This window comes from Micromonospora echinospora (assembly GCF_014203425.1).
GTDB lineage: Bacteria > Actinomycetota > Actinomycetes > Mycobacteriales > Micromonosporaceae > Micromonospora > Micromonospora echinospora_A.
In genome coordinates this window covers 1,320,608-1,342,333 of sequence record NZ_JACHJC010000001.1, presented here as the reverse complement: position 1 = coordinate 1,342,333, position 21,726 = coordinate 1,320,608, and the positions used below count along the sequence as shown (strand labels likewise).

Annotated in this window: 26 protein-coding genes, 1 tRNA gene and 1 pseudogene; 9 read left to right on the top strand and 19 right to left on the bottom strand. The window is 74.1% G+C overall.

Features of this window, described 5'->3' with window-relative positions; all coding sequences use genetic code 11:
• The first annotated feature begins 18 nt into the window (after positions 1 to 18).
• From FHU28_RS06520 to FHU28_RS06510, 3 genes are all read left to right on the top strand, one after another.
• Complete coding sequence (locus FHU28_RS06520; RefSeq protein ID WP_184681858.1) at positions 19 to 414, top strand: hypothetical protein; 396 nt, start codon at positions 19 to 21, stop codon at positions 412 to 414.
• 52 nt (positions 415 to 466) lie between these two features.
• Positions 467 to 1,249, top strand: coding sequence for a methyltransferase domain-containing protein (locus tag FHU28_RS06515; protein ID WP_184681855.1), 783 nt, complete (start codon positions 467 to 469; stop codon positions 1,247 to 1,249).
• Positions 1,250 to 1,356: 107 nt separating this feature from the next.
• Positions 1,357 to 2,052: a proteasome protein gene (locus tag FHU28_RS06510; protein WP_184681854.1), complete on the top strand. Its 696-nt coding sequence runs from the start codon at positions 1,357 to 1,359 to the stop codon at positions 2,050 to 2,052.
• Between the two features lie 56 nt (positions 2,053 to 2,108).
• On the opposite strand, the gene FHU28_RS06505 is transcribed toward FHU28_RS06510, so the two are convergent.
• The 6 genes from FHU28_RS06505 to FHU28_RS06480 form a co-directional block, all read right to left on the bottom strand.
• Positions 2,109 to 2,182: transfer RNA gene (locus FHU28_RS06505), tRNA-Ala, on the bottom strand.
• 280 nt (positions 2,183 to 2,462) lie between these two features.
• Positions 2,463 to 3,245, bottom strand: a complete 783-nt coding sequence (sepX, locus tag FHU28_RS06500) for a divisome protein SepX/GlpR (protein WP_184681852.1) — start codon at positions 3,243 to 3,245, stop codon at positions 2,463 to 2,465.
• Between the two features lie 169 nt (positions 3,246 to 3,414).
• Entirely contained in the window at positions 3,415 to 4,056 is a 642-nt protein-coding gene (locus FHU28_RS06495; RefSeq protein WP_030501124.1) for a GNAT family N-acetyltransferase, read from the bottom strand.
• Positions 4,057 to 4,108: 52 nt separating this feature from the next.
• Positions 4,109 to 5,422 (bottom strand): molybdopterin molybdotransferase MoeA, encoded by a 1,314-nt coding sequence (locus tag FHU28_RS06490; protein WP_184681850.1) that lies wholly within the window; start codon positions 5,420 to 5,422, stop codon positions 4,109 to 4,111.
• On the bottom strand, positions 5,419 to 6,408 hold the full coding sequence (locus tag FHU28_RS06485; protein WP_184681847.1) for a UTP--glucose-1-phosphate uridylyltransferase: 990 nt from the start codon (positions 6,406 to 6,408) through the stop codon (positions 5,419 to 5,421). Before FHU28_RS06485 ends, FHU28_RS06490 begins: the two co-directional genes overlap by 4 nt.
• Positions 6,409 to 6,417: 9 nt before the next feature.
• A complete protein-coding gene (locus FHU28_RS06480; protein WP_184681845.1) occupies positions 6,418 to 8,607 on the bottom strand; it encodes a GGDEF domain-containing protein in 2,190 nt (729 codons plus the stop codon).
• An 83-nt stretch (positions 8,608 to 8,690) separates the two neighbouring features.
• On the opposite strand from FHU28_RS06480, the gene FHU28_RS06475 reads away from it, so the two are divergent.
• Both FHU28_RS06475 and FHU28_RS33025 read left to right on the top strand, forming a co-directional pair.
• A complete protein-coding gene (locus FHU28_RS06475) occupies positions 8,691 to 9,335 on the top strand; it encodes a 5-formyltetrahydrofolate cyclo-ligase (RefSeq protein ID WP_376700658.1) in 645 nt (214 codons plus the stop codon).
• Positions 9,335 to 9,541 (top strand): annotated as a pseudogene (locus FHU28_RS33025) (FmdB family zinc ribbon protein); the annotation flags it as partial. The gene FHU28_RS06475 and the pseudogene FHU28_RS33025, both read left to right, overlap by 1 nt.
• 14 nt (positions 9,542 to 9,555) lie before the next feature.
• Here FHU28_RS33025 and FHU28_RS33020 read toward each other — a convergent pair.
• Positions 9,556 to 9,828: a hypothetical protein gene (locus FHU28_RS33020; protein ID WP_311773716.1), complete on the bottom strand. Its 273-nt coding sequence runs from the start codon at positions 9,826 to 9,828 to the stop codon at positions 9,556 to 9,558.
• Between the two features lie 324 nt (positions 9,829 to 10,152).
• Between FHU28_RS33020 and FHU28_RS06465 the strand changes: the two genes are divergently transcribed.
• Positions 10,153 to 10,659: a flagellar biosynthesis protein FlgA gene (locus FHU28_RS06465; protein ID WP_221453127.1), complete on the top strand. Its 507-nt coding sequence runs from the start codon at positions 10,153 to 10,155 to the stop codon at positions 10,657 to 10,659.
• A 15-nt stretch (positions 10,660 to 10,674) separates the two neighbouring features.
• Here FHU28_RS06465 and FHU28_RS06460 read toward each other — a convergent pair whose 3' ends face one another.
• On the bottom strand, positions 10,675 to 10,857 hold the full coding sequence (locus tag FHU28_RS06460; RefSeq protein WP_184689297.1) for a hypothetical protein: 183 nt from the start codon (positions 10,855 to 10,857) through the stop codon (positions 10,675 to 10,677).
• 395 nt (positions 10,858 to 11,252) lie between these two features.
• On the opposite strand from FHU28_RS06460, the gene FHU28_RS33230 reads away from it, so the two are divergent.
• Complete coding sequence (locus FHU28_RS33230) at positions 11,253 to 12,014, top strand: hypothetical protein (RefSeq protein ID WP_376700657.1); 762 nt, start codon at positions 11,253 to 11,255, stop codon at positions 12,012 to 12,014.
• A gap of 34 nt (positions 12,015 to 12,048) precedes the next feature.
• Here the strand turns inward: FHU28_RS33230 and FHU28_RS06450 are convergent, their stop codons facing one another.
• Positions 12,049 to 12,531, bottom strand: coding sequence for a DUF2231 domain-containing protein (locus FHU28_RS06450; RefSeq protein WP_073827026.1), 483 nt, complete (start codon positions 12,529 to 12,531; stop codon positions 12,049 to 12,051).
• Between the two features lie 160 nt (positions 12,532 to 12,691).
• Between FHU28_RS06450 and FHU28_RS06445 the strand changes: the two genes are divergently transcribed.
• Positions 12,692 to 13,120, top strand: coding sequence for a Fur family transcriptional regulator (locus FHU28_RS06445; RefSeq protein WP_184681823.1), 429 nt, complete (start codon positions 12,692 to 12,694; stop codon positions 13,118 to 13,120).
• Between the two features lie 58 nt (positions 13,121 to 13,178).
• The gene (locus FHU28_RS06440) at positions 13,179 to 14,030 is read left to right on the top strand and encodes an oxygenase MpaB family protein (RefSeq protein WP_184681820.1); all 852 of its coding nucleotides are present in this window, start codon (positions 13,179 to 13,181) and stop codon (positions 14,028 to 14,030) included.
• Positions 14,031 to 14,043: 13 nt separating this feature from the next.
• Here FHU28_RS06440 and FHU28_RS06435 read toward each other — a convergent pair whose 3' ends face one another.
• From FHU28_RS06435 to FHU28_RS06390, 10 genes are all read right to left on the bottom strand, one after another.
• The gene (locus FHU28_RS06435; protein WP_221453626.1) at positions 14,044 to 14,877 is read right to left on the bottom strand and encodes a RecB family exonuclease; all 834 of its coding nucleotides are present in this window, start codon (positions 14,875 to 14,877) and stop codon (positions 14,044 to 14,046) included.
• Between the two features lie 129 nt (positions 14,878 to 15,006).
• Positions 15,007 to 15,621 carry a MarC family protein gene (locus FHU28_RS06430; RefSeq protein WP_064447588.1) on the bottom strand — a complete coding sequence of 205 codons (615 nt, stop codon included), beginning with the start codon at positions 15,619 to 15,621 and terminating at the stop codon, positions 15,007 to 15,009.
• A gap of 31 nt (positions 15,622 to 15,652) precedes the next feature.
• A complete protein-coding gene (locus FHU28_RS06425) occupies positions 15,653 to 16,519 on the bottom strand; it encodes a PHP domain-containing protein (protein ID WP_184681813.1) in 867 nt (288 codons plus the stop codon).
• 10 nt (positions 16,520 to 16,529) lie between these two features.
• Positions 16,530 to 17,807 carry a TolB-like translocation protein gene (locus FHU28_RS06420; RefSeq protein WP_184681811.1) on the bottom strand — a complete coding sequence of 426 codons (1,278 nt, stop codon included), beginning with the start codon at positions 17,805 to 17,807 and terminating at the stop codon, positions 16,530 to 16,532.
• Positions 17,804 to 18,490, bottom strand: a complete 687-nt coding sequence (locus tag FHU28_RS06415; RefSeq protein WP_184681809.1) for a SigE family RNA polymerase sigma factor — start codon at positions 18,488 to 18,490, stop codon at positions 17,804 to 17,806. The genes FHU28_RS06420 and FHU28_RS06415 overlap by 4 nt, the downstream gene beginning before the upstream one ends.
• Positions 18,491 to 18,589: 99 nt before the next feature.
• On the bottom strand, positions 18,590 to 19,447 hold the full coding sequence (locus FHU28_RS06410) for a PH domain-containing protein (RefSeq protein ID WP_184681806.1): 858 nt from the start codon (positions 19,445 to 19,447) through the stop codon (positions 18,590 to 18,592).
• Positions 19,448 to 19,453: 6 nt separating this feature from the next.
• Complete coding sequence (locus FHU28_RS06405; protein ID WP_013283898.1) at positions 19,454 to 19,612, bottom strand: hypothetical protein; 159 nt, start codon at positions 19,610 to 19,612, stop codon at positions 19,454 to 19,456.
• A gap of 119 nt (positions 19,613 to 19,731) precedes the next feature.
• A complete protein-coding gene (locus FHU28_RS06400; protein WP_311773533.1) occupies positions 19,732 to 20,418 on the bottom strand; it encodes a DUF6758 family protein in 687 nt (228 codons plus the stop codon).
• 99 nt (positions 20,419 to 20,517) lie between these two features.
• Positions 20,518 to 21,141 (bottom strand): TrmH family RNA methyltransferase, encoded by a 624-nt coding sequence (locus tag FHU28_RS06395; RefSeq protein ID WP_184681797.1) that lies wholly within the window; start codon positions 21,139 to 21,141, stop codon positions 20,518 to 20,520.
• Between the two features lie 34 nt (positions 21,142 to 21,175).
• Positions 21,176 to 21,667, bottom strand: a complete 492-nt coding sequence (locus FHU28_RS06390; RefSeq protein WP_184681795.1) for a hypothetical protein — start codon at positions 21,665 to 21,667, stop codon at positions 21,176 to 21,178.
• Positions 21,668 to 21,726: the final 59 nt, after the last annotated feature.

Genomic DNA, 21,726 nt, shown 5'->3' with positions numbered 1-21,726 from the left:
CGGCGCACGGCCTCGGCAATGATCAGCTTCATGTCCAATGACAACCTGGCCGACATCTGGCGCCGCATCATCCTGGGGGACGGCAAGTCCTGGGTCGTGTTCGCGCACGGCACGTGCGTCGTCCTACCGGACCCCGCGCCGGGCGTCGACCTCGCCGCACAGGCCGTCGAGATCCTGCGCGAGTACGGCCCCGTCCACGTCGGCTCACCTTCTGCGGACTTCGGTACCGTCACGCTCGATCCCGGCCCCGGCTGGGCGGTCTACGGCCATCACAACGACGTGTTGACCTACGTCGGCCCGGACGAGGTCTCGGACGACAGCGACCTTGCGGTGGGTCTGTACGGGCGCCACAAGCGCAATCGAGACGGCCATGAGCTGACCGTCGTACACGTCGAGGACAAGCGGCCCCGCTGACACGCGTCGGCGCTGCGGGATCAACCGACAGCAGCGCAATAGGCTCCAGATCGTGCACGGATTCACGGATGTCGACCGGCAGCCGGACCCGAAATCGTGGGTGGGCGTGCTCGACCGCCTGACCGGCGAGCCCTTCTACCAGGCATACCAGCAGCGGGTACGCGAGTTGCTCCGCCCCTCGCCCGGCCGGCGCTACCTCGACGTCGGTGCGGGCACCGGGGCGAGCGCGGTCCGCCTGAGGAACGATCACGACGTCACCGTGCTGACGGTGGATCGTTCCCTGACCATGGCTCTGGCCATGCGAGCCCGTGACTTGACCCAGTGCGCCGTCGCCGACGCGCATCAGCTGCCGTTCCTCGACGACTCGATCGACGGCGCCTGGGCCGACCGCACCGTGCAGCACCTCGCCGATCCGCACGCCGCGATCAGGGAACTCGCCAGAGTCGTCCGCCCGGGTGGCCGGATCGTTCTCGCGGACCCCGACTACGACACGCAGGTGCTCGACATCGCCGACCAGGATCTTGCCCGGCGCGTGCTGAGGTTCCGGGCCGACGTCATGCTCCGCAACGGCACCCTGGCTCACCAGCACGCCGGGATTCTCGCCACGCTCGGCCTGGCCGACGTCACCGTCGAGCCCCGAACGCTGCTGGTTCGGGACCCGAGCGCCGCCGACAACGTTCTCGGCCTGCGCAGTTGGGCTGACACGGCGGCTCAGCGCGGCGTACTCGACCCCGCCGAGGCTCGCGCGTTCGAAGAGCAGTTCGACGAGGCGGTCGAGGCGGGCCGGTTCACGTACGCGGTCACGTTCTTCCTCACCGCCGCCACCGTCATGTAAGGGGATTCTGGTCCGGGTAGTGAGCGGGCCGACACCCGCCGGGGTGTAGGCGGGCGGGATGCCGGGTACCTCGCGCCCAACCCCGCACCCCTGCACAGGAGGACCTCATGACCGTCGTACTCGCCGTTGTCTGCGACGACGGGGTGGTGATCGGCGCGGACTCCCAGATCACCGAGAGCGGCCGTGGTCTGAGCTTCCCCGCCCAGAAGCTGCATCCGCTGGGCGACTGCGCCGCCTGGGGCGGCAGCGGCGCGCGGGGAGTGCTCAACGACCTGCGCCCTCTTCTCCAGGAATCGGCTACCGCCATCCTCGAAGCGCCGGACATCGGCGACGAGTTGCAGGAGCGCGTCCTGCCCGTCTTCAAGAAGCACTACGAGAACTACATCCCGGACGTGCCCGGCGAGGGCGCCGGCGGCGGGGTGTCGGCGTACCTGCTCGCGGCCGGCTACAGCCAGGGCGGGCCGTGGATCGTGGAGATCAACCCCAACGGGCTCATCGGCCGCTACGAGGACGTGGGCTTCCACGCCATCGGCTCCGGCGCGCCGATGGCCCAGCAGGCCGGCGCGCTGCTGTCCCACTTCCGGATGACCACACGCCCCGTCGAGTACGGCGTGGTGGGCGTGGTTCGGGTGCTTGAGGCGCTGGAGCGGACCTCGCCGTCGGTCGGCGGGCCGTTCAGCGTCGCGTGCATCCGCGAGGAGGGCGCCCATCACCTCAACGAGAAGGAGATCGCCAAGGCGCTGAAGGACGCCGAGCGCTGGCGCGACCTCGAACAGGAAGCGCTCGACCGGCTGTTCGACTGACGCGGACGCGTTCGAAAAGGCCGTCTCCCACCACGGGAAACGGCCTTTGAACTGGGTGGAGCTGAGGGGATTTGAACCCCTGACCCCCTCGATGCGAACGAGGTGCGCTACCGGTCTGCGCCACAGCCCCTCCGCCGGCGAACCGGCGTCGGTCCCACCCAGCTTTCACCGGGTGGGCCGGCGACAAGGCTAACAGGTCGCGCCCCCACGGCGCGAACCGCCCCACCGCACCCGTAGATCTTGGAAGAAAGCGGCCCCCGGAAGGGCCCAATTCTTCCAAGATCGCCCGCCGCGGGCGACGCGAACCGCGTGAGTGGAACGTCATGGGTGTCATGGAGGGCCGGAGACACCCATGGCGTTCCACCCGCTGGGCGATCATGCGCGGTCGAGGGCCACGCCGCGCGAGGGCGTCAGGCGCCTCGGCCGGACTGGTAGGGGCGTCCGCGCAGGCCGCCCGCCCGCCGGTAGGACACCGAGCCACCGCTGGCCGCGGGCGGCAGGTCCGCGGGACGATCCAGCCCCATTGCCGTACGCCGGACCGCCTCGCGCTGGGCGGCCAGCCGGCGCTGCGCCTCCCGGCGGGCCGCCGCGCGCCGGGCCTGCTCGCGGCGCACCTCGGCCTGGCGGGCGGCCAGCCAGGCCGCCTCCCGGGCGTCCGCGCGCCGCCGCCGACGCTCGGCCAGGGCGCGCTGCCGCAGGTGTACGACGTACGCCACGAGCAGCGCGCCGGTGACCGAGACGCTGATCCAGAACCCGGGTCCGACGAGCACCACGCCGCCCAGTTCCACCAGGTTGAGCAGCAGCAGCGCGGCGAGCACCCGGCGCCGACGGTAGATCGCCGGGGTGTGCCGCCGCCGGGGCGGGTTCCGTCGGCGGGACTGTGCCGGGACGGCGGAGACAGGCCGGAGCCGACCGGAACGGCGGCGCAGCGGTGGCGCGGAGACCGGGCGGGCGAGACTACCCGTATCGGAGTCTTCACTGAGGGTCACCACGAGGGAGCGTGGCGGGTGCAGCGGTCGCCGCCCGGGCACGGTGCGCCGTCGACGCTGGCGCTGGAGCACCCGCGCCGTCGACTGCGCCCGCTCCGCCACCAGCCGCTCGGTGGCGTCGTACCGGCGGACCAGCGCCGGAGCGAGGGCGAGCAGACCGGCGGCGGCGAGGACGGCGAGGAGCACCGACGTGGGCACCCTCACCCCTCCCGTCACCAAAGTTCTCTGGCGAGCGCCACCCGCCGCAACTTGTTCCGTCGACCGTCGTTTACGGCGCACTTCGTGCGGGCGGGCAGCGCTTGCCATAGCTTGCAGTTACTTGAGGTTACGGGCCGTCGACCCAGTTCACAGTGCGCCGCGCCGGGCGAGCACGTCAGCGGCGGTTGTCACGTACGCGGTGCCACCGCGCCAGCAAGCCGCCCTCGGCCACTACTTCCTCGCCGGTCATCGCGTATCCGATGTGGTCGCGCCACGCGCCGTCGATGTGCATGTAGCGCACGTGATAGGCCTCCTCGCGGAAGCCGAGCTTCTCCACCACCCGGCGGGACGGCATGTTCTCCGGCCGGATGTTCACCTCGATCCGGTGCAGCCCGCCGGGCCCGAAGGCGTGGTCCACGGCGAGCGCGACAGCGGTCGGGATCACGCCCCGGCCGGCCACCCGGGAGTCCACCCAGTAGCCCACGTACCCGGAACAGAACGCCCGCCGCACGATGCTGCCGATGTTGACGTGACCGACCAGCCGCTCCCGGCCGTCCTCCCGCAGGCACACCGCGAACGGCATGCCCTCACCGCTGCGCGCGGACTTGCGCTGGTCGGCGTGGACCAGCCGGAACGCCGCGGGCGAGTTGGTCTCGTACCAGCCGCCCGGCACGTGCGACTCCCACGGCGCCAGCCACTCGCGGTTCGCGCGCCGGATCTCCGACCAGGCGCCGGCGTCCGAACGCCGGTACGGCCGCAGCACCACCGGGCCGTCCACAAGCACCGCCGGCCATCCCGGAGCCCGCCAGAACCTCACCGAGCCGACCTTCCGTTCGCGACGGCGCGGCTTCCGAGATCACTCCCCGCGCTCACCGGCGCCGGTCCAGCAGGAGCACGTCGACCGTGGACCCCGCGGCGGCGGTGTTCACCCGCTCGCCGAGCACCAGCAGGCCGTTCGCCTCGGCCAGGCCGGACAGCGTGTACGGGCCACCGGCGAGCGGCTGCACCGTGTACCCGCCGCCGCGCCGCTCGGCGACGTGCGCGGGCCGGAACTCGCGCAGCCCGGCCGGCGACGAGACGGTCTCCAGCAGGTGCGCGCGGACGCTCGGCCGGAACACCGGCTCGGCGCCGGCCAGCAGCTGGATGGCCGGCCGGGCAAGCACCTCGAAGCCGATGAGCGCCGCGCCGGGCTCGCCGGGAAGACACACCACCGGCACCTCCTCGGCACCGACCGTACCGAACCCGAGAGCCGTTCCCGGATAAAGGGCCACCTCTGTGAACGTGACCGGTCCGGCCCGGCCGCCGTCGCGGCGGGACAGGATGCGGCGGACCATGTCACCCGGGCCGGTGCCGGTGCCGCCGGTGGTGATGATCAGGTCGGCCCGCAGCGTCTGGTCCTCCAGCAGGCCGCGCAGCGCCTCCGGGTCGTCGTCGCAGATCCCCACCCGGTACGCGAGCCCGCCCGCCTCGGCCGCCGCCGCGGTGAGCGCGTGCGAGTTGGTGTCCACCACCTGCCCGGCCTGGCTGCCCCGGCCCACGTCGACCAGTTCGTCGCCGGTGGCCACGATGACCACGCGCGGACTGGGGCGTACCACGACGTGCCCGATGCCGGTGGCGGCGAACACCGCTACGAGCGCCGGTGAGACGTACGCGCCGGCGCGGGCGAGCAGCGTCCCGGCGACCAGTTCCTCCCCGGCGCGGCGCAGGCCGTACCCCCGTTTGGGTGCGCGGAAGATCTCGACGGCGGCCATGCCCTGGTCGGTCCACTCCACCGGGACGACCACGTCGGCCCCGATCGGCAGCGGCGCGCCCGCCGCGACCGAGAAGCACGAGCCGGGGGTGAGCCGCACCGGCCGCCAGCTCGCCGCGCCCAGGTCACCGACGACGTTGAGGCGGATGCTGCGGCCACCGGGCATACCGGAGGGGGCCGGGACGTAGCCCGGCCCCCGACTCCCACCGGAGATGTCCTCCCAGCGCGCGGCGTACCCGTCCACCGCCGCCTGGTCGAAGGCGGGGTACGAGTGCGGGGCGACCACGTCCTCGGCGAGCACGTTGCCGTACGCCTGGGTCAGGTCGAGGTCGAGTGGAGGCAGCGCGCGTAACCTGCGCAGCACACTGCCCAGGTAGTCGGCGAGCGGCGTCAACTCGTTCGCGGCCGCCTCGGCGTCGGCCGTCGCGGTCATGTATCGGCACCGCCGGACGCGTCACGCACGCCGTTGAGGATCGCCGCGGTGACCGTCTCGTCGCCGTTGTTGACGAACTCGGCCAGCCACTTGCGGAACTCGGCGCCCAGGTCCTCCCGCTCGGCCGCGATCTGCACCACGGTCTGCAGGTAGCCCAGCGGCATGCCGGTGTCGTAGCGGGTGCCCCGGTAGACGATCGCGTGCACCGGCACCCCCTCGGTACGCAGCAACTCCATCGCGTCGGTCAGCTGGATCTCGCCGCCGCTGCCCGGGTCGGTACGCCGGATCGCGTCGAAGATCTTCCCCGGGAGCACGTACCGGCCGAGGACCGCCAGGTTGCTGGGCGCGTCCTCCGGGCTGGGCTTCTCCACCATGCCGGTGACCTTGACGACCTCGGCGATGTCGGCGTACTCCGACTCGGCGGGCTCGACCGACGCGATGCCGTAGCGGCTGGTCTCGGCCGGGTCGACCTCGAAGAAGGCGAGCACCACGCCGCCGGTGCGGGCCTGGAGCTCCAGCATGGCCGGCAGCAGCGGCTCGGAGGGCTTGACGAACTCGTCGCCGAGCAGCACCGCGAAGGGCGCGTCGCCGACGTGCGACTCGGCGTACCCGACGGCGTGACCGAGGCCGAGCTGCTCCGGCTGGCGGACCGTGTAGATCGCGGCCAGCTCCTCGGTGCGCTTGACCTCGGCCAGCAGCTCGGGCTTCTTGGCGAGCCGTTCCTCCAGGTCGGACCGGCGGTCGAAGTGGTCCACCATCGAGGTCTTGCCGCGACCGGTGATCAGCAGGATGTCGTCGATGCCGGCCTGCGCGGCCTCCTCGACGATGTACTGCAGAACCGGCCGGTCGACGACCGGCAGCAGTTCCTTGGGAACCGCCTTGGTGGCCGGCAGGAACCGGGTGGCCAGGCCGGCGGCCGGGATCACGGCCTTGACCGCGCGGGAGCGACCGGGGGCCGCTGAGGGGTTCGCTGAGTGCTCCGACATGTCGCGAGACTATCGGCCACGGCTCTGCCGCGGCGGGTGAGGACCGGAAGACGCGCCGCCCTGGACGGTGCCCGGCGCGTCCGCCGTGCCCGCCCGGGGCAGCCCGTCCGGCGGGCTGACGGTGGCGGCCACCACCGGGATCTCCTGGGTGGGAACCGGATCGGGCGCCGGGGCCAGCCGGTAGCCGTCGCGTCCCGCGGCCTTCGCCGCGTACAGCGCGTCGTCGGCGGCGTCGAGCACCTGCTGGCCGTCGGCGGCGTGGTCCGGGTAGACGGCGATGCCGATGGAGACGGTCACCGGCACACGTACCGGTTCGTCTGCGTTCCCCTCGACCGTCACCGGCTGGTCCCGTACGACCGCGCCGAGCCGCTCGGCGACGATCGTGGCGCCCCGCGCGTCGGTCTCCGGCAGCAGCACCACGAACTCCTCGCCGCCCTGCCGGAACGCCAGGTCCACCTCGCGGATCACGCCGCGTACCCGGCGGGCGAACTCGACGAGCACCGCGTCCCCGGCGGCGTGCCCCCAGGTGTCGTTGACGCGCTTGAACCGGTCCAGGTCGAGCGCGAGCACGCTGAGCATCCGGCCGAACCGGTTCGCCCGCTCCACCTCCCGGCGGATCGACTCGCGCAGGTAGCGGTAGTTCCACAACCCGGTCAGCGGGTCGGTGAGGGAGAGCCGCTGCGCCTCCTCGTGCACCCGGACGTTCTCCACCGCGACCGCCGCGTGCCCGGCGAACGTCCGCAGCGTCACCACGTCGTCGTCGTGGAACTCGGGCCCGCCGAGCCGGTCGTAGAGCACGAGCACGCCGAGCGCCGCGCAGGCCGAGCCGGGCGGTTCGCCGTCGGCGGGCGGGTGGCCGGGACGGTCCGGGCCGCGCGACTCGGCGCCGCCGGGCGTGGCGAACGGCACCGCCACGTACGTCTCGCAGGACGGCTCCCCGGTCGGGGTCTCAGGCGGGGTCCACCGGCCGCGCAGCGGCTCGCCGGTGGCGGCGACCGCGCCGAGCACCCCGGCGCCGACCGGCACCCGCAGCGTCGCCGGGTCGGCCGGATCGCCTGTGGGCCGGCGTCCGGCCAGCCCTTCGACGCACCGGCCGACGAGCACGCCCTCGGCGTCGACAAGCAGCACCGCGCCGGCCCGGGCGCCGGTGGCGGCGATCGCGCTGTCCAGGATCACCCGGAGGATGCGTTGCAGGTCGTGCGTACTGGCGAGCGTGTCGCCGAGCACGGCCAGATGGTTGCGGAGCTGGTCCCGGCTGCTGGTCAGCGCCGCCACGTAACTGCCGGTCTCCCGGGCCATCCGGTTGAACGCGCCGGCCAGCCGCCCGATCTCGTCCCGGCTGCGCACCGGCACCCGGGCGCTCAGGTCGCCCCGCGCCACCCGGTCCACCGCCCCGGCCAGCTCGCCCAGCGGCCGGGTGGTCACCCGGGCGAGCCGCCAGGCGGTCAGCACGGCCAGCAGGGCGGCCAGCGCCACCGCCGCGATCAGCGCACCGTACAGGCCGGGCGGGCGCTCACCGGCAATCGAGAGCACCAGCGGCAGCGGTTGACCGGGCATCGGGCCCACCCGGCGCACATACCGGCCGTCGCCCGTCCCGGCCACCCCGTTCCCGTGCGCCTTGCCGGCGGCGGCCAGCACCGCTGCGCGTACCGCCTGGTCCTCGGTCGTGTGGGTGATCTGCCCGGGGGCGTCGACGAGGGTGACCGCGACGCCCGTGACGGCGGCGAGCCGCGCCACGAAGGCCCGGTCGACGGGCTGGGCGGCGGCGACGGCGCCGAGGTCCGTGCCGGCCGGGTCGCGCAGCCGCACCTGGGCGGAGAGCGCGCCCACTCCGGTGGCGGGGGCGCCGGCGCAGTCCTGCCAGCGCCCGGCCGGGCCGCCCGCTGTGACATAGGTGGTGCGGCCGGCGGCGTCGGCGATCAGCACGGCGGCGGCCAGCCCTCGGCCGACCACCTGGTCGGCCGCACGCGACCGGGCGGCCGGGTCACCCACGAGCGCGACCGCATCGGCCGCCGCGCGCAGTTGCTGGCAGAGCGCGTCGATCGAGGTACGCACACCGGCCGCGGCCAGGCCCAGTCGCTCGGTGGCGCGGCTGCGGTCCACGGCGCTCAGCGCGGCTCCGACGAAGAGCGCGCCGAGCAGGACGGGGCCGAGCACCACCGCGAGGAAGGCTGCCGTCAACCGCCCGCGTAGCGTCAAGCTTCCCCCCGGAAGTTCCGCGCCCCTTGGTGCGATGCTGACACAGAGCGACCATTAGGCAAGCGTTGCGTCAGGAGTGTTGCGTGCCGGAATTTTCGGATGAAGCGCACGATGCGAAGCAGAAGATGCGCGTCGCGCTACTCGCCGCCCGCCGGTCGCTGTCCGCGCCCGACCGCGCGGTGGCGGCAGCCGCCGTCCAGGCCGAGCTGGTGACCCTGGTACGCCGGCTGCGACCGGCCCGGATGAGCGCGTACGTGCCGGTCGCCTCCGAGCCCGGCGGGGACGACCTGCCGGACGTGCTGCGGGCCGCGCTGCCGCCCGACGCCGAGCTGCTGCTGCCGGTGCTCTGCGACGACATGGACCTGGACTGGGCCCCCTACACCGGGCGGGAGTCGCTGCGCGCCGCCGGCCGGGGCATGCGCGAGCCGACCGCGCCGCCCCGGGGACGTGCCGCCGTGGCCGGAGCGGGACTGGTCGTGGTGCCGGCCGTCGCCGTGGACCGCCGGGGCATTCGACTGGGCCGCGGCGGCGGCTCGTACGACCGGGCGCTGGCGCGGGTGCCCGCCACAGTGCCGACTGTGGCTCTCCTGCACGACGGCGAACTGGTCGAGGCGGTCCCCGCCCAGTCACACGACCGCCCGGTGCACTGTGTGATCACTCCGGCGGACGGGCTGGTGGCCGTCCCGGGTGTGGGCCCGGGCGCTTCCGCTGGACGAACCCGGGGGTGATGACGCACCATTGGCACTCGAAGACCACGAGTGCCAACAGGCCGTGCCAAGATCCGGAGGAGAACGTGCCCACGTACCAGTACGCCTGCACCGCGTGCGGCCACCAGCTCGAGGCGGTGCAGTCCTTCTCGGACGACCCGCTGACCGAGTGCCCGGCGTGTGAGGGGCGGCTGCGAAAGCTCTTCAACTCGGTGGGCATCGTGTTCAAGGGCTCCGGCTTCTACCGCACGGACTCCCGTACGTCCGGGTCCGAGAACGGCACCGGCGCCGCGAGCAAGCCGGCCAAGTCCGAGTCGTCCCCGTCGTCCTCTTCAGGGTCGTCTGATTCGTCCTCGTCGTCCTCTTCGGGGTCGTCGTCCGGTTCCGGTTCCGGTTCTGGCTCCAGCTCTGGTTCGGGTTCCGGGTCGACGGCGGGCAAGGCGCCGGCGGCGTCCAGCTCTTCCTGACCAACGCTTCGCGCTGTACGTGGCCGTCCCGACTCCGGGGCGGCCACGTTTCGTGTGGCAGACCGGCCCGCCGCAGTTGCTCGTCACCTCGGCGAGGTTGCTGAGTCACCCCCGCGTTGCTCACCACCTCGGCGGGGCGGCTGCACCAGCCCGCCTTGCTCACCAGCTCGGCGAAATGGCTGCATCAGCCCGCCCGGAAAGCACCACTTCCCCGAACTGACGGCCCCGGCCGCACCGGATGCGACCACCTCCCCGAAGTGGTGACGCCGGGCCCTGCCCGGACTGCGGTTGTGCACAGGGCGGCGGGTTATCCACAGGGGCGAGCGGTGGGGCGGCGGGCGACTGTGGCCCGGTCCTAACCTGCGGGTCGGATGATTGACCGACGGTGGGAGGCAGCGGTGGCGGGTGGCGAGGCGACGTTGCGTCCGGTCCGCTGGCGCGGGTTGCCGCAGCGCCGAACGCTCCTGCGGGTGACACTCGTCGCGGTGCTGCTGGGACTGGCCGCGGCGGTGCTCCAGACACCTCCGTCCTGCCAACCCGGCGCGCCACCGGCAGCCTCGACGGCACCGGCCGGTACGCCGCCCGGCGGGCCACGCGCGTTGCCGGCCGGTGCGGTCGGTGTGCCGATCCGGCTGGCCGAGCCAGCCGCCCTCGCGGTGCTGCGTCCAGGTGCCCGGGTCGATCTCCTGGTGGTGCCGGCCGGCGGGTCGACCGATCCCACGCTGCTGGCGCCGCGCGCACTGGTGCTCGACGTGGTCGGCGCCAGCGGCGCGGTCGACGGGTCTTCGGCGCTCTACCTGGCCCTGCCGCCGGAGCAGGCGCGACGGGCGGTCGGGTTGCCGGAGGGCAGCCGCTTCGCCGTGGTCGTACGCGGGTGACGCGGGGCCTGGCGGTCAGTCCCAGTGCGGCGGGCGCTCGGCGAGCAGCCAGTCGTCCCTGCCGCCGGGGCGCTCGCCCCAGCCGCGGTCGGTGTCGTCGGTGGTCTGTTCGGGCAGCACCACGAAGTCTTCGCTGAGGTCGACCACGCGGTCGTCGTCGCCGCGCGGTGTCCGGATGCCGGGGTCGGTCACGAGCAGCAACGATACCGCCGGGCCGGCGGCCACCTCGATCCCGCGACATCCGGCACGGACGGGGGCCGTGATCGGGAACAGCCCGGCACGGAGAGAACATGATCCTGAACGGCCCGGCACGGACGGGGCGTAATCCTGATCGGCCCGGCGCGGACAGGGCGTGTCCTGAACGGCCCGGGCAGAGACGGAGCCGTGATCCTGGACGGCCCGGCGCGGACGGAGCCGTGATTCTGATCGGCCCCCGCAGAGACGGAGCCGTGATCCTGGGCGGCCCGGGCGCGGACGGGCCACTCGATCCCGTCGGGTCCGGCAGCGGGCCGGAGCCCGCCGCGCAAGAGGCAAGCGCCGAGGTGCCGGTGTCGGGCGGCCGATCGGCCGGGGCGTTGGTAGCGTCGGACGGCGTGACGACGCCGAGCGGTGGCAGCCCCGACGACGAGACCTGGCGACGCCCGGAGCAACAGGCCACGGGCGAGGAGAACGACGCCGGGGCGTCCCGCCCAGGCGGGACGGGCTCCGGTCAGGCCGACCTCGGGCCTGTGGGCGACCCCGCCGATCCCGGACGCCTGGGCCGCCCGGCTGACCCCGAACCCGTGGGCCGCCCGGCTGACCCCGAACCCGTGGTCGGCCCCGAACCCGTGAGCCACCCCGCCGACCCCGGACCCGTCGGCCACCCCGCCGACTTCGAACCCGTGAGCCACCCGGCCGACCTCGGCGGGCGGGACGCGCTCGGCACCGGCGAAGCCGGGAGCCAGCCGACCGGAACCGGCGCGGCCGGGGCGAACGTCACCACCGCCGCCGACGCCTCAGGGGCAGCCGGGCCGAACAGCCCGTGGTCGCGCGAGGCGGCCACCGAGAGCCCGTGGGCGAAGCCGGAGGCGGCCGGCGGCTGGACGGTCGCGGGCGGGCCGTGGCCGAGCCGGTACGCCGGTGACCCGGCTGCCGGTGGCTACGCCGGCCCGCCGCCGAGCACGCCTCCGCCTCCAGGCTGGCGGCCGCCGGTGCACGTCCAGCCGGCGCCGCCCCGCCAGCTTCCGCCGCAGGACATGGCCGCGATGGATCAGGCGGAGCAGCGCGCGCAGCGGCTCACCTACGGCGTCGGGGCGGTCGTCGCCGTGGTGCTGGTGCTGCTCACCTGCCTGCTCTGCTCACGGCTGCTGTTCTGAGCGGCGCCTGTCAAACAACGCCGTGCGGCACCCGTCAGACGATGCCGTCCCACACCATCTTGGCGCCGCTGTCACCGGTCAGGTAGACGTACACGAGCGCGAAGCCCGCCAGCACCGCCACCGCGACGGTGAGCAGGATCGGCAGCCAGCGGGGCAGGTTCCGGCCCGCGACGAAGCGGCTCGTCGACAGCACCAGCAGCAGCGCCGCGGCGCCGAGCCCGAGCGCGTACCAGAACAGCGTGTCCCCGTACGACGCGTGCTCACTGATCTGCTGGAGCCGGTCCGGCGGGTAGCCCTTCGCACGCAGGATCCCCTCCAACTCCTCGCCGGACTCCGTGGCGACCCAGGCGGCCGCCGGGGTGATCACGGCGAGCGCGGCGACCGCCCAATCCAGCCGGTGCCGCCAGCGGGGCAGCACCCCGTACGCGATGGCGAACAGCGCCAGCAGCGGCACGAGCACCACCACCGCGTGGATGACGAGCACGTGGAGCGGTAGACCGTTGAATTCCCTGAACACCGACACCTCCGGCGAGTGGGTGGTAAGGCGCGCTCAGCGTACGTCGCGAGGCTGTGTACCTCGACACACGCAGGAGCGGCCCCGCCGGTTCACCTGTGGCCCGGGACACCCGCCGGGACGCTCGCTTGTCGGCCTGTCACCTGCGTGCTGTCATGGATTCATGTCCACGGGTGAGGAACTGCTCCGGTCGAGGGGCCTACGGGTCACACGACCGCGTCTCGCCGTGCTGGACGTGCTCTCCGCCGGCGGCCACCTGGAGGTCGACGAGATCACCCGCCGGGTCCGCCAGCGGATCGACTCCGTTTCCACCCAGGCCGTCTACGACGTGCTCGGCGCGCTGTCGCGGGCCGGGCTGTCCCGCCGGATCGAGCCGGCCGGCAGTCCCGCGCGGTACGAGGCCCGGGTCGGCGACAACCACCACCACGTGGTGTGCCGGGGCTGCGGCGAGATCGCCGACGTGGACTGCGCGGTGGGCAGCGCGCCCTGCCTCGACCCCAGCGTGGGGCACGGCTTCGAGCTGGACGAGGCCGAGGTGACCTTCTGGGGTCTCTGCCCGGCCTGTCAGTCGCGCCGCTCCGCCGACGACTGACAGGGCCGTCCGCCCGGCGACCGGGAGGCGTCCGCGCCCGGCGTGGCACTCTTGATCGGTGGACACTGACGACCTCGGCCTGTTCGGTCCGGGCTCGGTCACGTGGAAGGTGCACGAGGAGCCGATCCTGATCGTGGCCGGCCTGCGCTCGCTCTATCTCCAGGCGCTGCATCCGCGCGCGATGGCCGGCGTCGCGCAGAACAGCAACTACCGCTCGGACGCCTGGGGCCGGCTGGTCCGCACGGCGACCTACGTGGGGACGACGATCTACGGCACCACGGCCGAGGCGGAGGCGGCCGGGCGACGGGTGCGTGCGCGGCACGCCCGGATGCGCGCCACCGACCCGTTCACCGGCGATGAGTTCCGCGTCGACGAGCCGGAGCTGCTGCGCTGGGTGCACGTCACCGAGGTCGAGTCGTTCGTGAGCACCGCCCGGCGGGCCGGGCTGGCGCTCACCGACGACGAGGTGGACGGGTACTACACCGAGCAGCGCCGGTCGGCGGGCCTGGTGGGGCTGGACCCGGACGACGTGCCGGGCACCGCCGCGGAGGTGGCGGACTACTACCGGGACGTACGCCCGCAGTTGCGGATGACCCGGGAGGCGGCCGAGACCGCGCTGTTCCTGACCGCGCCGCCGATCCCGTGGAAGCTCAGCCTGCCGGCGCGGGTCGGCCTGAACCTGGGGCCGCCGCGCTGGGCGTACCTGGGGATCGCCGCCACCGCGCTGGGGATGCTGCCGCCCTGGGCGTTGCGGCTCTACGGCGGGCTGGGCCTGCCGACCACCGCCCTGTCGGCGGACCTGAGCGCGCGGGCGCTGCGGCTGGCGCTGGCCGCTGTGCCCCGGCGGTACCGGGAGGGTCCGTTGCAGCAGGCGGCCAAGGAACGCGCCGCCCGCCTGGCCGCGGCCTGACGGCGCGCGGCGCTCAGTCCGGGTCGGCGAACCGCTCGACTGCGGACCAGGGCTCCTTGCCGGGGATCTGCGCGCCGGTCGGGCAGGTACGCCGGTAGTCGCACCAGCCGCACCGCGGCCCCGGCTCGGTGGGGAACGCCGCGTCCGGGTCGGTGCCGTCGGCGACCGCGCGTTCGGCGGCCATGATGTCGCGGGCGGTGTCCTCGGCGCGGGTGAGCTGCCGGTGCAGGGACTCCGGCGTGTGCTCGTGCGCGGCGACGGTGCCGGTGGGCAGGTGGTGCAGCTCGACCCGGCGGCACGGCTTGCGGAACACCCGCTCGGCCGCGTACGCGTAGAGCGCGAGCGCCTGCGAGCCGCGCGCGTCGTCGGTGTCGAGGCCGGTGCGGCCGGTCTTGTAGTCGACGATGACCAGCTCGGGCCGCCCGTCCGGGCCGGGGCGCGAGTCGATCCGGTCGGTGCGGCCGTTGAACGCGAGCACAGCTGTCTTCACCGCGACGACCCGTTCCACGCCGACCGGCTCGTCGGTCGGGTCGAGGCCCGCAACGTAGCTCTCCAGCCAGGTCAGCGCCCGCCGGAACGCGTCGCGCTCCTGCTCGTCGTCGCGGTAGCCCTCACGGACCCAGGTGCCCTTGAGCAGCGTGCCGAGCATCTCGGGGCGGCGCCGGTCGGGGGCCAGCGCGTACCAGTTCTTCAGCGCGGTGTGGACGCTGGCGCCGAGCGAGTTGTGCGCCCACGGCGGGCCCTTGGGCGGCGCGGGCCGGTCCACGTAGGCGTAGCGGTAGCGGCGGGGGCAGTCGGCGTACGCGCCGAGTTTGCTGGGGGTGCAGACGAACAGGCGTTCCGGCATGCCCTCGAAGCCGAGCTGCTCGGCCTGCTCGGCGCGGGGTCGGGGGGCCCGGGAGCCGGTGGAGCCGGCCGCTGACGGTCGTCGCACCCCTGAGATCCTGCCACCCCGGTACGACAGCGGACGAAGCGCTCAGGCGTTGTTGAGGTACTGGGTCACGAACGCGGCGATCGCGTCGGCGATGAGCTGCACGGCGATGGCGGCGAGCAGCAGGCCGGCGATGCGGGTCAGCACCTCGATGCCGCCGGGGCGCAGCACCTTGACGATCCCGCCGGAGAAGCGCAGCACCACCCAGACGGTCACCATCACCGCGACGATGGCGAGCCCGATGGCCAGGTAGTCGACCCCACCGCCGGCCTGCTGGACGAAGAGCATGGTGGCCACGATGGCGCCCGGCCCGGCCAGCAGCGGGGTGCCGAGCGGCACCAGCGCGATGTTGGAGGTGACCTGCTGGCTCGGGTCGTCCGACTTGCCGGTCAGCAGTTCCAGCGCGACCAGGATCAGCAGCAGGCCGCCGGCGGCCTGGAGTGCGGGCAGGTCGACGTGCAGGTACGCCAGGATCGTCTGCCCCGCCACCGCGAAGATCACGATGACCCCGAGCGCCAGCGCCACTGCCTGCCAGGCGGCCCGGTTCCGGTCGCGCGCCGTCAACGGCCCGGTGAGCGCGAGGAAGATGGGCATCATTCCGGGCGGGTCGACGATCACCAGCAGGGTCACGAAGACCTCGCCGAAGAGCTTGAGATCCACGCGGACACGGTAGCCGTGCCGCCGGAACGCTTCAGCTCGAAGCGACAGGGGTCACCCCGCGGGCCAGCGCGACGATCCGCTCGTACGCCTCGGGTCCGGTGGTGTGCGCGCCGAGCCGGACGGTCTTGTGCGTGCCGTGGAAGTCGGACGAGCCGGTCACCAGCAGCCCCAGCTCGGCGGCGAGCCGGCGGACGTGCTCCCGCTCGGCCGCGTCGTGGTCCTCGTGGTCGGCCTCCAGGCCGGCCAGGCCGGCCGCCGCCAGGTCCGCGATCAGCTCGTCCGGCACGATCCGGCCGCGCCGGCTGGCCTTCGGGTGGGCGAAGACGGGCACGCCCCCGGCCGCCCGCACCAGCGCCACCGCGCGGAACACCTCGATGTCGTCCTTGGGCAGCCGGTACCGCTCGCCGAGCCAGTCCGGCCCGAACGCCTCGCTCGTGGTGGCGACCAGACCGGCCCGGATCAGCGCCTGCGCGATGTGCGGGCGGCCCACGGTGCCGCCGCCCGCGCCGGCCAGGATCTCCGTCCAGCTCACCTGGATGCCGTCGGCCTGGAGCAGCCGCACGATGCGCTCGCCGCGTTCCTCGCGGGCCCGCCGGACCCGGGCCAGCTCCGCGGCCAGTTCCGGCTCGTCCGGGTCGAAGAGGTACGCGAGCAGGTGCAGCGGGATGGCCGGCTCGGCGCCGAACCAGCGGCAGGAGATCTCCGCGCCGCGGATCAGGGTGAGGCCGGGCGGCAGGGCGGCGACCGCCGGTGACCAGCCGGCCGTGGTGTCGTGGTCGGTGAGCGCCACCACGTCGAGCCCGGCGTGGGCGGCGGCCCGGACCAGTTCGGCCGGATCGAGCGTGCCGTCGCTGGCGGTGGAGTGGGTGTGCAGGTCGATGCGGGCCGGAGCGCTCACCCGCCCGACGCTACGCGCCTTCCGGCGTGGCGGGGACGTCGGCCACCACCACCGGCCGATCCCCCGGCGCCAGCCCTTCGACAGGCGACGCCGTGGGCCGGTCCCCGGCCAGCACCCGCTCCGGCTTGACCCGGACCAGCCCGCCGGTCGCGTCCACGTGCAGCGCCACGCCCGCGTGGGTCCAGGCCACCTCGCCGGCCAGCACCGGGCCGGCCGGGTGGGCGGCCGGGGAGGCGCCCGGGTCGGCCAGGTCGACAAGCAGCGCGGAGCGGGCGTTGCCGTTTGCGAGCAGCCACCGGCCGTCGGCGGAGACTCCGCCGAGTCCGTCGGCGGCCAGCTTCAGGCCGCAGCCGGTACGCACCGGCGCGAGGTCGCGGGCCGGGTCGAGCAGGGCCAGGCAGTGCTGCCCGGGCCGGTCGGCGGTGACCAGGCCGACCAGACGGCCGTCGGGCCGGGTGCCGTAGACGGCGCGTACGTCCGGGTTCGCGGGCGCCGGCCGCCCACCGAGCGCGCGTTCCCAGACGCTCACTCCGCCCTCGTCGGGCTGCTGGATCAGCACGGCGTCGCCGGCGAAGCCGACCGGCACTGCGCCGTCGGGCGCGGGGGTCCGGACCGGCGCGATGAGCTGACCGGCGACCACCCCGGCGGCGATCACCTCGGGGCCGTCCCGCCAGGCGACCTGCCGCCCGTCCGGGGAGACCGCGACCGCGTCCGCGGCGGCGAGCATGACCTGCGGCGCGGTGCCGTTGGCCGGGACCCACCAGAGGGTACGACCGGCGGCGGTGGCCGCCGAGGTCATCAGCCAGCCTTCCCGGTCGTGGACGCGCTGCGCCCGTTCGACGCCGCTGACCCCGGTCAGCTGCCGCCGTTCGCCGCCGCTGGTGTCCAGCCGGTCGCCGACGAGCAGGTCGAGTTCGGCGCGGACCGGCCCGAAGCGGGTGATCGAGGGCCCCGAGGCCAGCGGGGACGGGGAGAACCCGGGCGGGTCGCCGAGCACGACGGTGGGGGTGCCGCCGTCGCCGCCCGCGGCGCTGAAGTGGGCGACGCCGGTGGTGACGAACACGGTGGCGACCCCGGCCAGGGCCAGGCCGGTGAGCGTACGCCGCCGACCCGTGCGCCGCGCCCGGCGCAGGACCGCTCCGGCCGGGTCGACGGGCAGCGGCCGGGACGTGGCGACGCGGCGGGTCAGCGTCTCCCGCAGCGCGCGTTCCAGCTCGTCGTCGCTCACGGCCAATGGACGCTCCGGGCCACCCGTCCGGTTGTCACCGTTGCGCCGGATGCCGGTCATCGGCTCTCCGCCGGGATCGGAACGGCGGGGCGGACCGGGGCCGCCGGCGGTGGGACCGGTCGCGGCACGCGGGGGGCGGGCTGTCGCGCCGGGGTGCGGGGCACGGACTGCCCGTTTCCGCGCGCGGGCGGCACGGACCGGCCGGCCGGGGCGGGCGGCGGCGACGCGGGCCCGGGCAGGCTCAGGGCCGCCTCGGAGCCCAGGCGGCGGCGCAGCGTGTTGAGCGCCCGCGAGGTCTGGCTCTTGACCGTGCCCGGAGAGATCTCCAGCAGCGCGGCGGTCTGCGCCTCGGACATGTCCTCGTAGAAGCGCAGCACCAGCACGGCCCGCTGCCGGGCGGGCAGCGCCTGCAGGTGCCGCCAGAGCGCGTCCCGGTCGAGTTGCTGCTCGATCTCGTCGACACCGGCGTGCTCCGGCAGCACCTCGGTGGGGCGCTCGCCGTGCCAGCGGCGACGCCACCAGCTGGTGGACGTGTTGACCAGGACCCGGCGGGCGTACGGCTCGATGGCGTCGATCCCGCCGAGCCGCTTCCAGGCGAGGTAGGTCTTGGTCAGCGCGGTCTGGAGCAGGTCCTCGGCGGTGGCCCAGTCACCGGCGAGCAGGTAGGCGGTGCGCAGCAGCGCGCCGGACCGGGCCGCGACGAATTCGCGGAACTCCTCCTCCAGCGGATCCCTGCTCACCACGCTCGTCTCCCCCCGTCCTGCCTGGCAGAATGCCACGGCCCGGCCGGTCAGGTCGATGGCGGAAGGTGTGCAGTTCATCCGATGTTCGGACGAAAACTTTCAGGCTCCGTCGTCGGCCTTCGCCTCGTCGGCCTCCTTGCCCAGCCGCGCCTCGACCGCCTGCGGCTCGTACATCTCCTCGACCACACGCAGGTAGAGCTCGTTCGGGTTGGGCAGGTTCTTGATCACCCGGAGCGCCTGTTCCTGGCCGGCGGACTCCAGCACGAACGTGCCGTAGTTGAGGGCGCGGCCGGTCGGGCTCTGCTCGTACTTCATGTCGGTGACCCGGGTGAGCGGCATCATCGCGACCTGCCGGGTGATGATGCCGGCGACCACCATCACCCGTTTGTTGGTGAGGATGAACCGGTCGTACCACCAGTCGGCGACCCGCCAGGCCACCCAGCCCATCACGCCGAACCAGAGCAGCACGGCGACGGTGGTCAGCGCGCCGACGTTCCGCCCGGCGAGGAAGCCGGAGAGGTAGCCGAGCACGAACGTGGCCGCGACGCCGACGATGATCGGGGTGGTCAGATGGATCCAGTGCCGCTTCCACTCGCCCCGGTAGCGCTCGGTGGGGAAGAGGTAGCGCGCGACGAGTGAGCTGGGCTCGTCCTCCAGCGGCAGCACCCGGCGCGGTGCCATGCCGGTGGCGTCGGCCCGCAACCCGGCCAACTCCTCCTCGGAGATGGGCTGCTCCGGGAAGCCCTCCGGGTCACGCGCCCACGCGCGGCTCGATCGCCCCTCGCCGGCGTAGGCGCCGCCGTAGCCGGCGTCGTCCGGGTCACCGCCGTAGGGGCCGGGGCCGTAGGCGCTGGGAGGATCGTCCGGGTCGATCCGCGGGATCGGCTCGGTGTCGCGCTCCCGGCGTGCCCGGTCGGGGTCGTCCGGGTCGAAGGGTGGACCGGAGGGGCTTCCCATGGGCGGCTAGGCGACGAGGTTGGTGAAGAAGTCGCCGAAGCCCTGCGCGATGTCCATGATGCCGCCACCGAGAGACTTGAAGACGTCGGCGGCGGAGTTTGGCCGGTACGCAACGAAGAAGATCAAGAATGCGATGCCGGCCCAGGTGAGGACCTTCTTGACCATAGCGGGCCATCCTCTCGCGCGGAGCCGGGTCCGTTTACCGCAGCGGCACCCAGAGTATCAGCATGGTGTCTTACCGTGAATATCTGCGTCCGCTCTCCGACTTGCCCGCGCAGGCCCGGTCAGGCCCGCCCGTGCAGGTACGGAGACGGTGCGCCGTACACGAGGTCGGGCGGTGTCCACTCGGTGAGGTCGTGCAACACGACTTCTTCCGCGAGGAGGTGACCCGCACTCGCCGGCCAGGCTATCGCATGGAGCCACATTCCCCGAGCCTCGCCGGCGTACGCGCTTCGATCCGTTTCGGAGCGTACGAGCCACAGTGGAGTCGGATGGCCGCCCACCCGGATCTTCGCGTGCGGCAGCCGCTCGGGATGACCAGGGCCGGGATCGGTCAGCGCCTCCTCCACCTGCGGACCGGGATCGGGGCCGGGCAGTCCCGCGAAGCGGGAACCGAGACCGACGCCGGGTTCCTCGGCGAGGAAGATCAGGTCGGCCGGTCCACCGTCCAGCGGGGCCGGTCCGGCGCAGGCGACCAGGGTGGCCCGGACTCCCGCGCGCTCGTCGCCCGCCCAGGCCACACCGGTGAGCGTCCAACCCGGTGGGAGCGGCCACGGACACCACAGCGGCATCCGTAGCCGGCCGGTCGGGTCGGGGTCGGCGGCCATCCGCTCCACCACGCTGGCCATGATCTCGTCGTTGATGCGCTCGGGCACGTGCAGCGGCGCGACCGGGCCGCAGCGCAGGCACCGGTGCTCGGCGTGCATCAGGTCCGGCGCGCGCACCGGCCCGGCGCATCTCGGACAACTCACCGCGACAGTCACACCCTCACCGTCGCCCTCGCGCGGCGAGGCGTCAAGCGGGCCGGGCCGACCGGCGTGGGATTTCCGTCCGGTGGTGGAACCGCGGCGTCAGTCCGGCGGCGGCCCGGCGTACGACCGGATCCAGGCGTGCATGGCGATGCCGCTGGCCACGCCCGCGTTGATGGACCGGGTCGAGCCGTACTGGGCGATCGAGAAGAGCGCGTCGCAGGCCGACCGGGCCACCGGGGACAGGCCGGGCCCCTCCTGGCCGAAGAGGAGCACGCAGCGGCGCGGCAGCGCCGCGGTCTCCATCGGCCGCGAGCCGGGCAGGTTGTCGATCCCGACCACCGGCAGGCTCTCGTGCCGCGCCCAGGCGACGAACTCCTCGATCGTCGGGTGGTGCCGGACGTGCTGGTAGCGGTCGGTCACCATGGCGCCCCGGCGGTTCCACCGCCGCCGCCCGACGATGTGCACCTCGGCGGCGAGGAAGGCGTTGGCGTTGCGGACCACGGTGCCGATGTTGAAGTCGTGCTGCCAGTTCTCGATCGCCACGTGGAAGTCGTGGCGGCGGCGGTCCAGATCGGCCACTACCGCCTCGCGCCGCCAGTAACGGTACCGGTCCACCACGTTGCGCCGGTCACCGGCGACGAGCAGCTCCGGGTCGTAGCGCGGGTCGTCCGGCGGGTCACCGGGCCACGGCCCCACTCCCACGTCGAGCTGGTCGTCGGTCACGGTTGCCGAGGGTACGGCCCGGCGGCGCCGCGCGTCAGCGCAGGTCGAGCGCGCCGCCCAGACGGTCGAGGAAACGCCGGTCGGCAGGGCTCGGCGTGGTCTGCCCGGCGCGGCACACGCGGGCGGCCACCGACTCCACCCACTGCCGGTACGCCGCCGAGTCGGCCGGGTCGGCCCGGCGGCGCAGCACCCGCACCGCGGCCCGGGCGGCGGCCAGCAGGTCGACCAGGTCGGTCAGGCGCTCGTCCCGCTCGGTGGCACCGTCGTGGCGGGCGTAGATGGCGGCCACCACGACACGGACGAGATCGCTGTCGAAGGCCCGGCCGGCGGCCACCGCGTCCAGCCCGGCGAGGCCGGCGGCGACGCCCCGGGGCGGACGCCCGGGCCCGGGTGAGGCGGCGGCGACGAGGACACGGCCGGGCAGGTCGGTCAGCAGGTCCCACTCCGCCGCGGAGTAGGCGGCGGTGGTGAGCGGGGCGGCGCGGCGACCGGCGGAAGGCGGCTCTCCGGCTGCGGAGTGGCTCATGGGCACCTCCAGCCCGAGCATATGCCTCCGGACGAGGTCCGGGCCCCGTCCCCGCCGAA

Excerpts from the sequence above, each read along its gene's own strand:
- FHU28_RS06520 (WP_184681858.1), top strand. The coding sequence starts at position 19 with ATGATCAGCTTCATGTCCAATGACAACCTGGCCGACATCTGGCGCCGC.
- FHU28_RS06510 (WP_184681854.1), top strand. The coding sequence starts at position 1,357 with ATGACCGTCGTACTCGCCGTTGTCTGCGACGACGGGGTGGTGATCGGC.
- FHU28_RS06490 (WP_184681850.1), bottom strand. The coding sequence starts at position 5,422 with ATGACCGCGACGGCCGACGCCGAGGCGGCCGCGAACGAGTTGACGCCG.
- FHU28_RS06485 (WP_184681847.1), bottom strand. The coding sequence starts at position 6,408 with ATGTCGGAGCACTCAGCGAACCCCTCAGCGGCCCCCGGTCGCTCCCGC.
- FHU28_RS06465 (WP_221453127.1), top strand. The coding sequence starts at position 10,153 with ATGATTGACCGACGGTGGGAGGCAGCGGTGGCGGGTGGCGAGGCGACG.
- FHU28_RS06445 (WP_184681823.1), top strand. The coding sequence starts at position 12,692 with ATGTCCACGGGTGAGGAACTGCTCCGGTCGAGGGGCCTACGGGTCACA.
- FHU28_RS06435 (WP_221453626.1), bottom strand. The coding sequence starts at position 14,877 with ATGCCGGAACGCCTGTTCGTCTGCACCCCCAGCAAACTCGGCGCGTAC.
- FHU28_RS06420 (WP_184681811.1), bottom strand. The coding sequence starts at position 17,807 with ATGACCGGCATCCGGCGCAACGGTGACAACCGGACGGGTGGCCCGGAG.
- FHU28_RS06410 (WP_184681806.1), bottom strand. The coding sequence starts at position 19,447 with ATGGGAAGCCCCTCCGGTCCACCCTTCGACCCGGACGACCCCGACCGG.
- FHU28_RS06405 (WP_013283898.1), bottom strand. The coding sequence starts at position 19,612 with ATGGTCAAGAAGGTCCTCACCTGGGCCGGCATCGCATTCTTGATCTTC.
- FHU28_RS06390 (WP_184681795.1), bottom strand. The coding sequence starts at position 21,667 with ATGAGCCACTCCGCAGCCGGAGAGCCGCCTTCCGCCGGTCGCCGCGCC.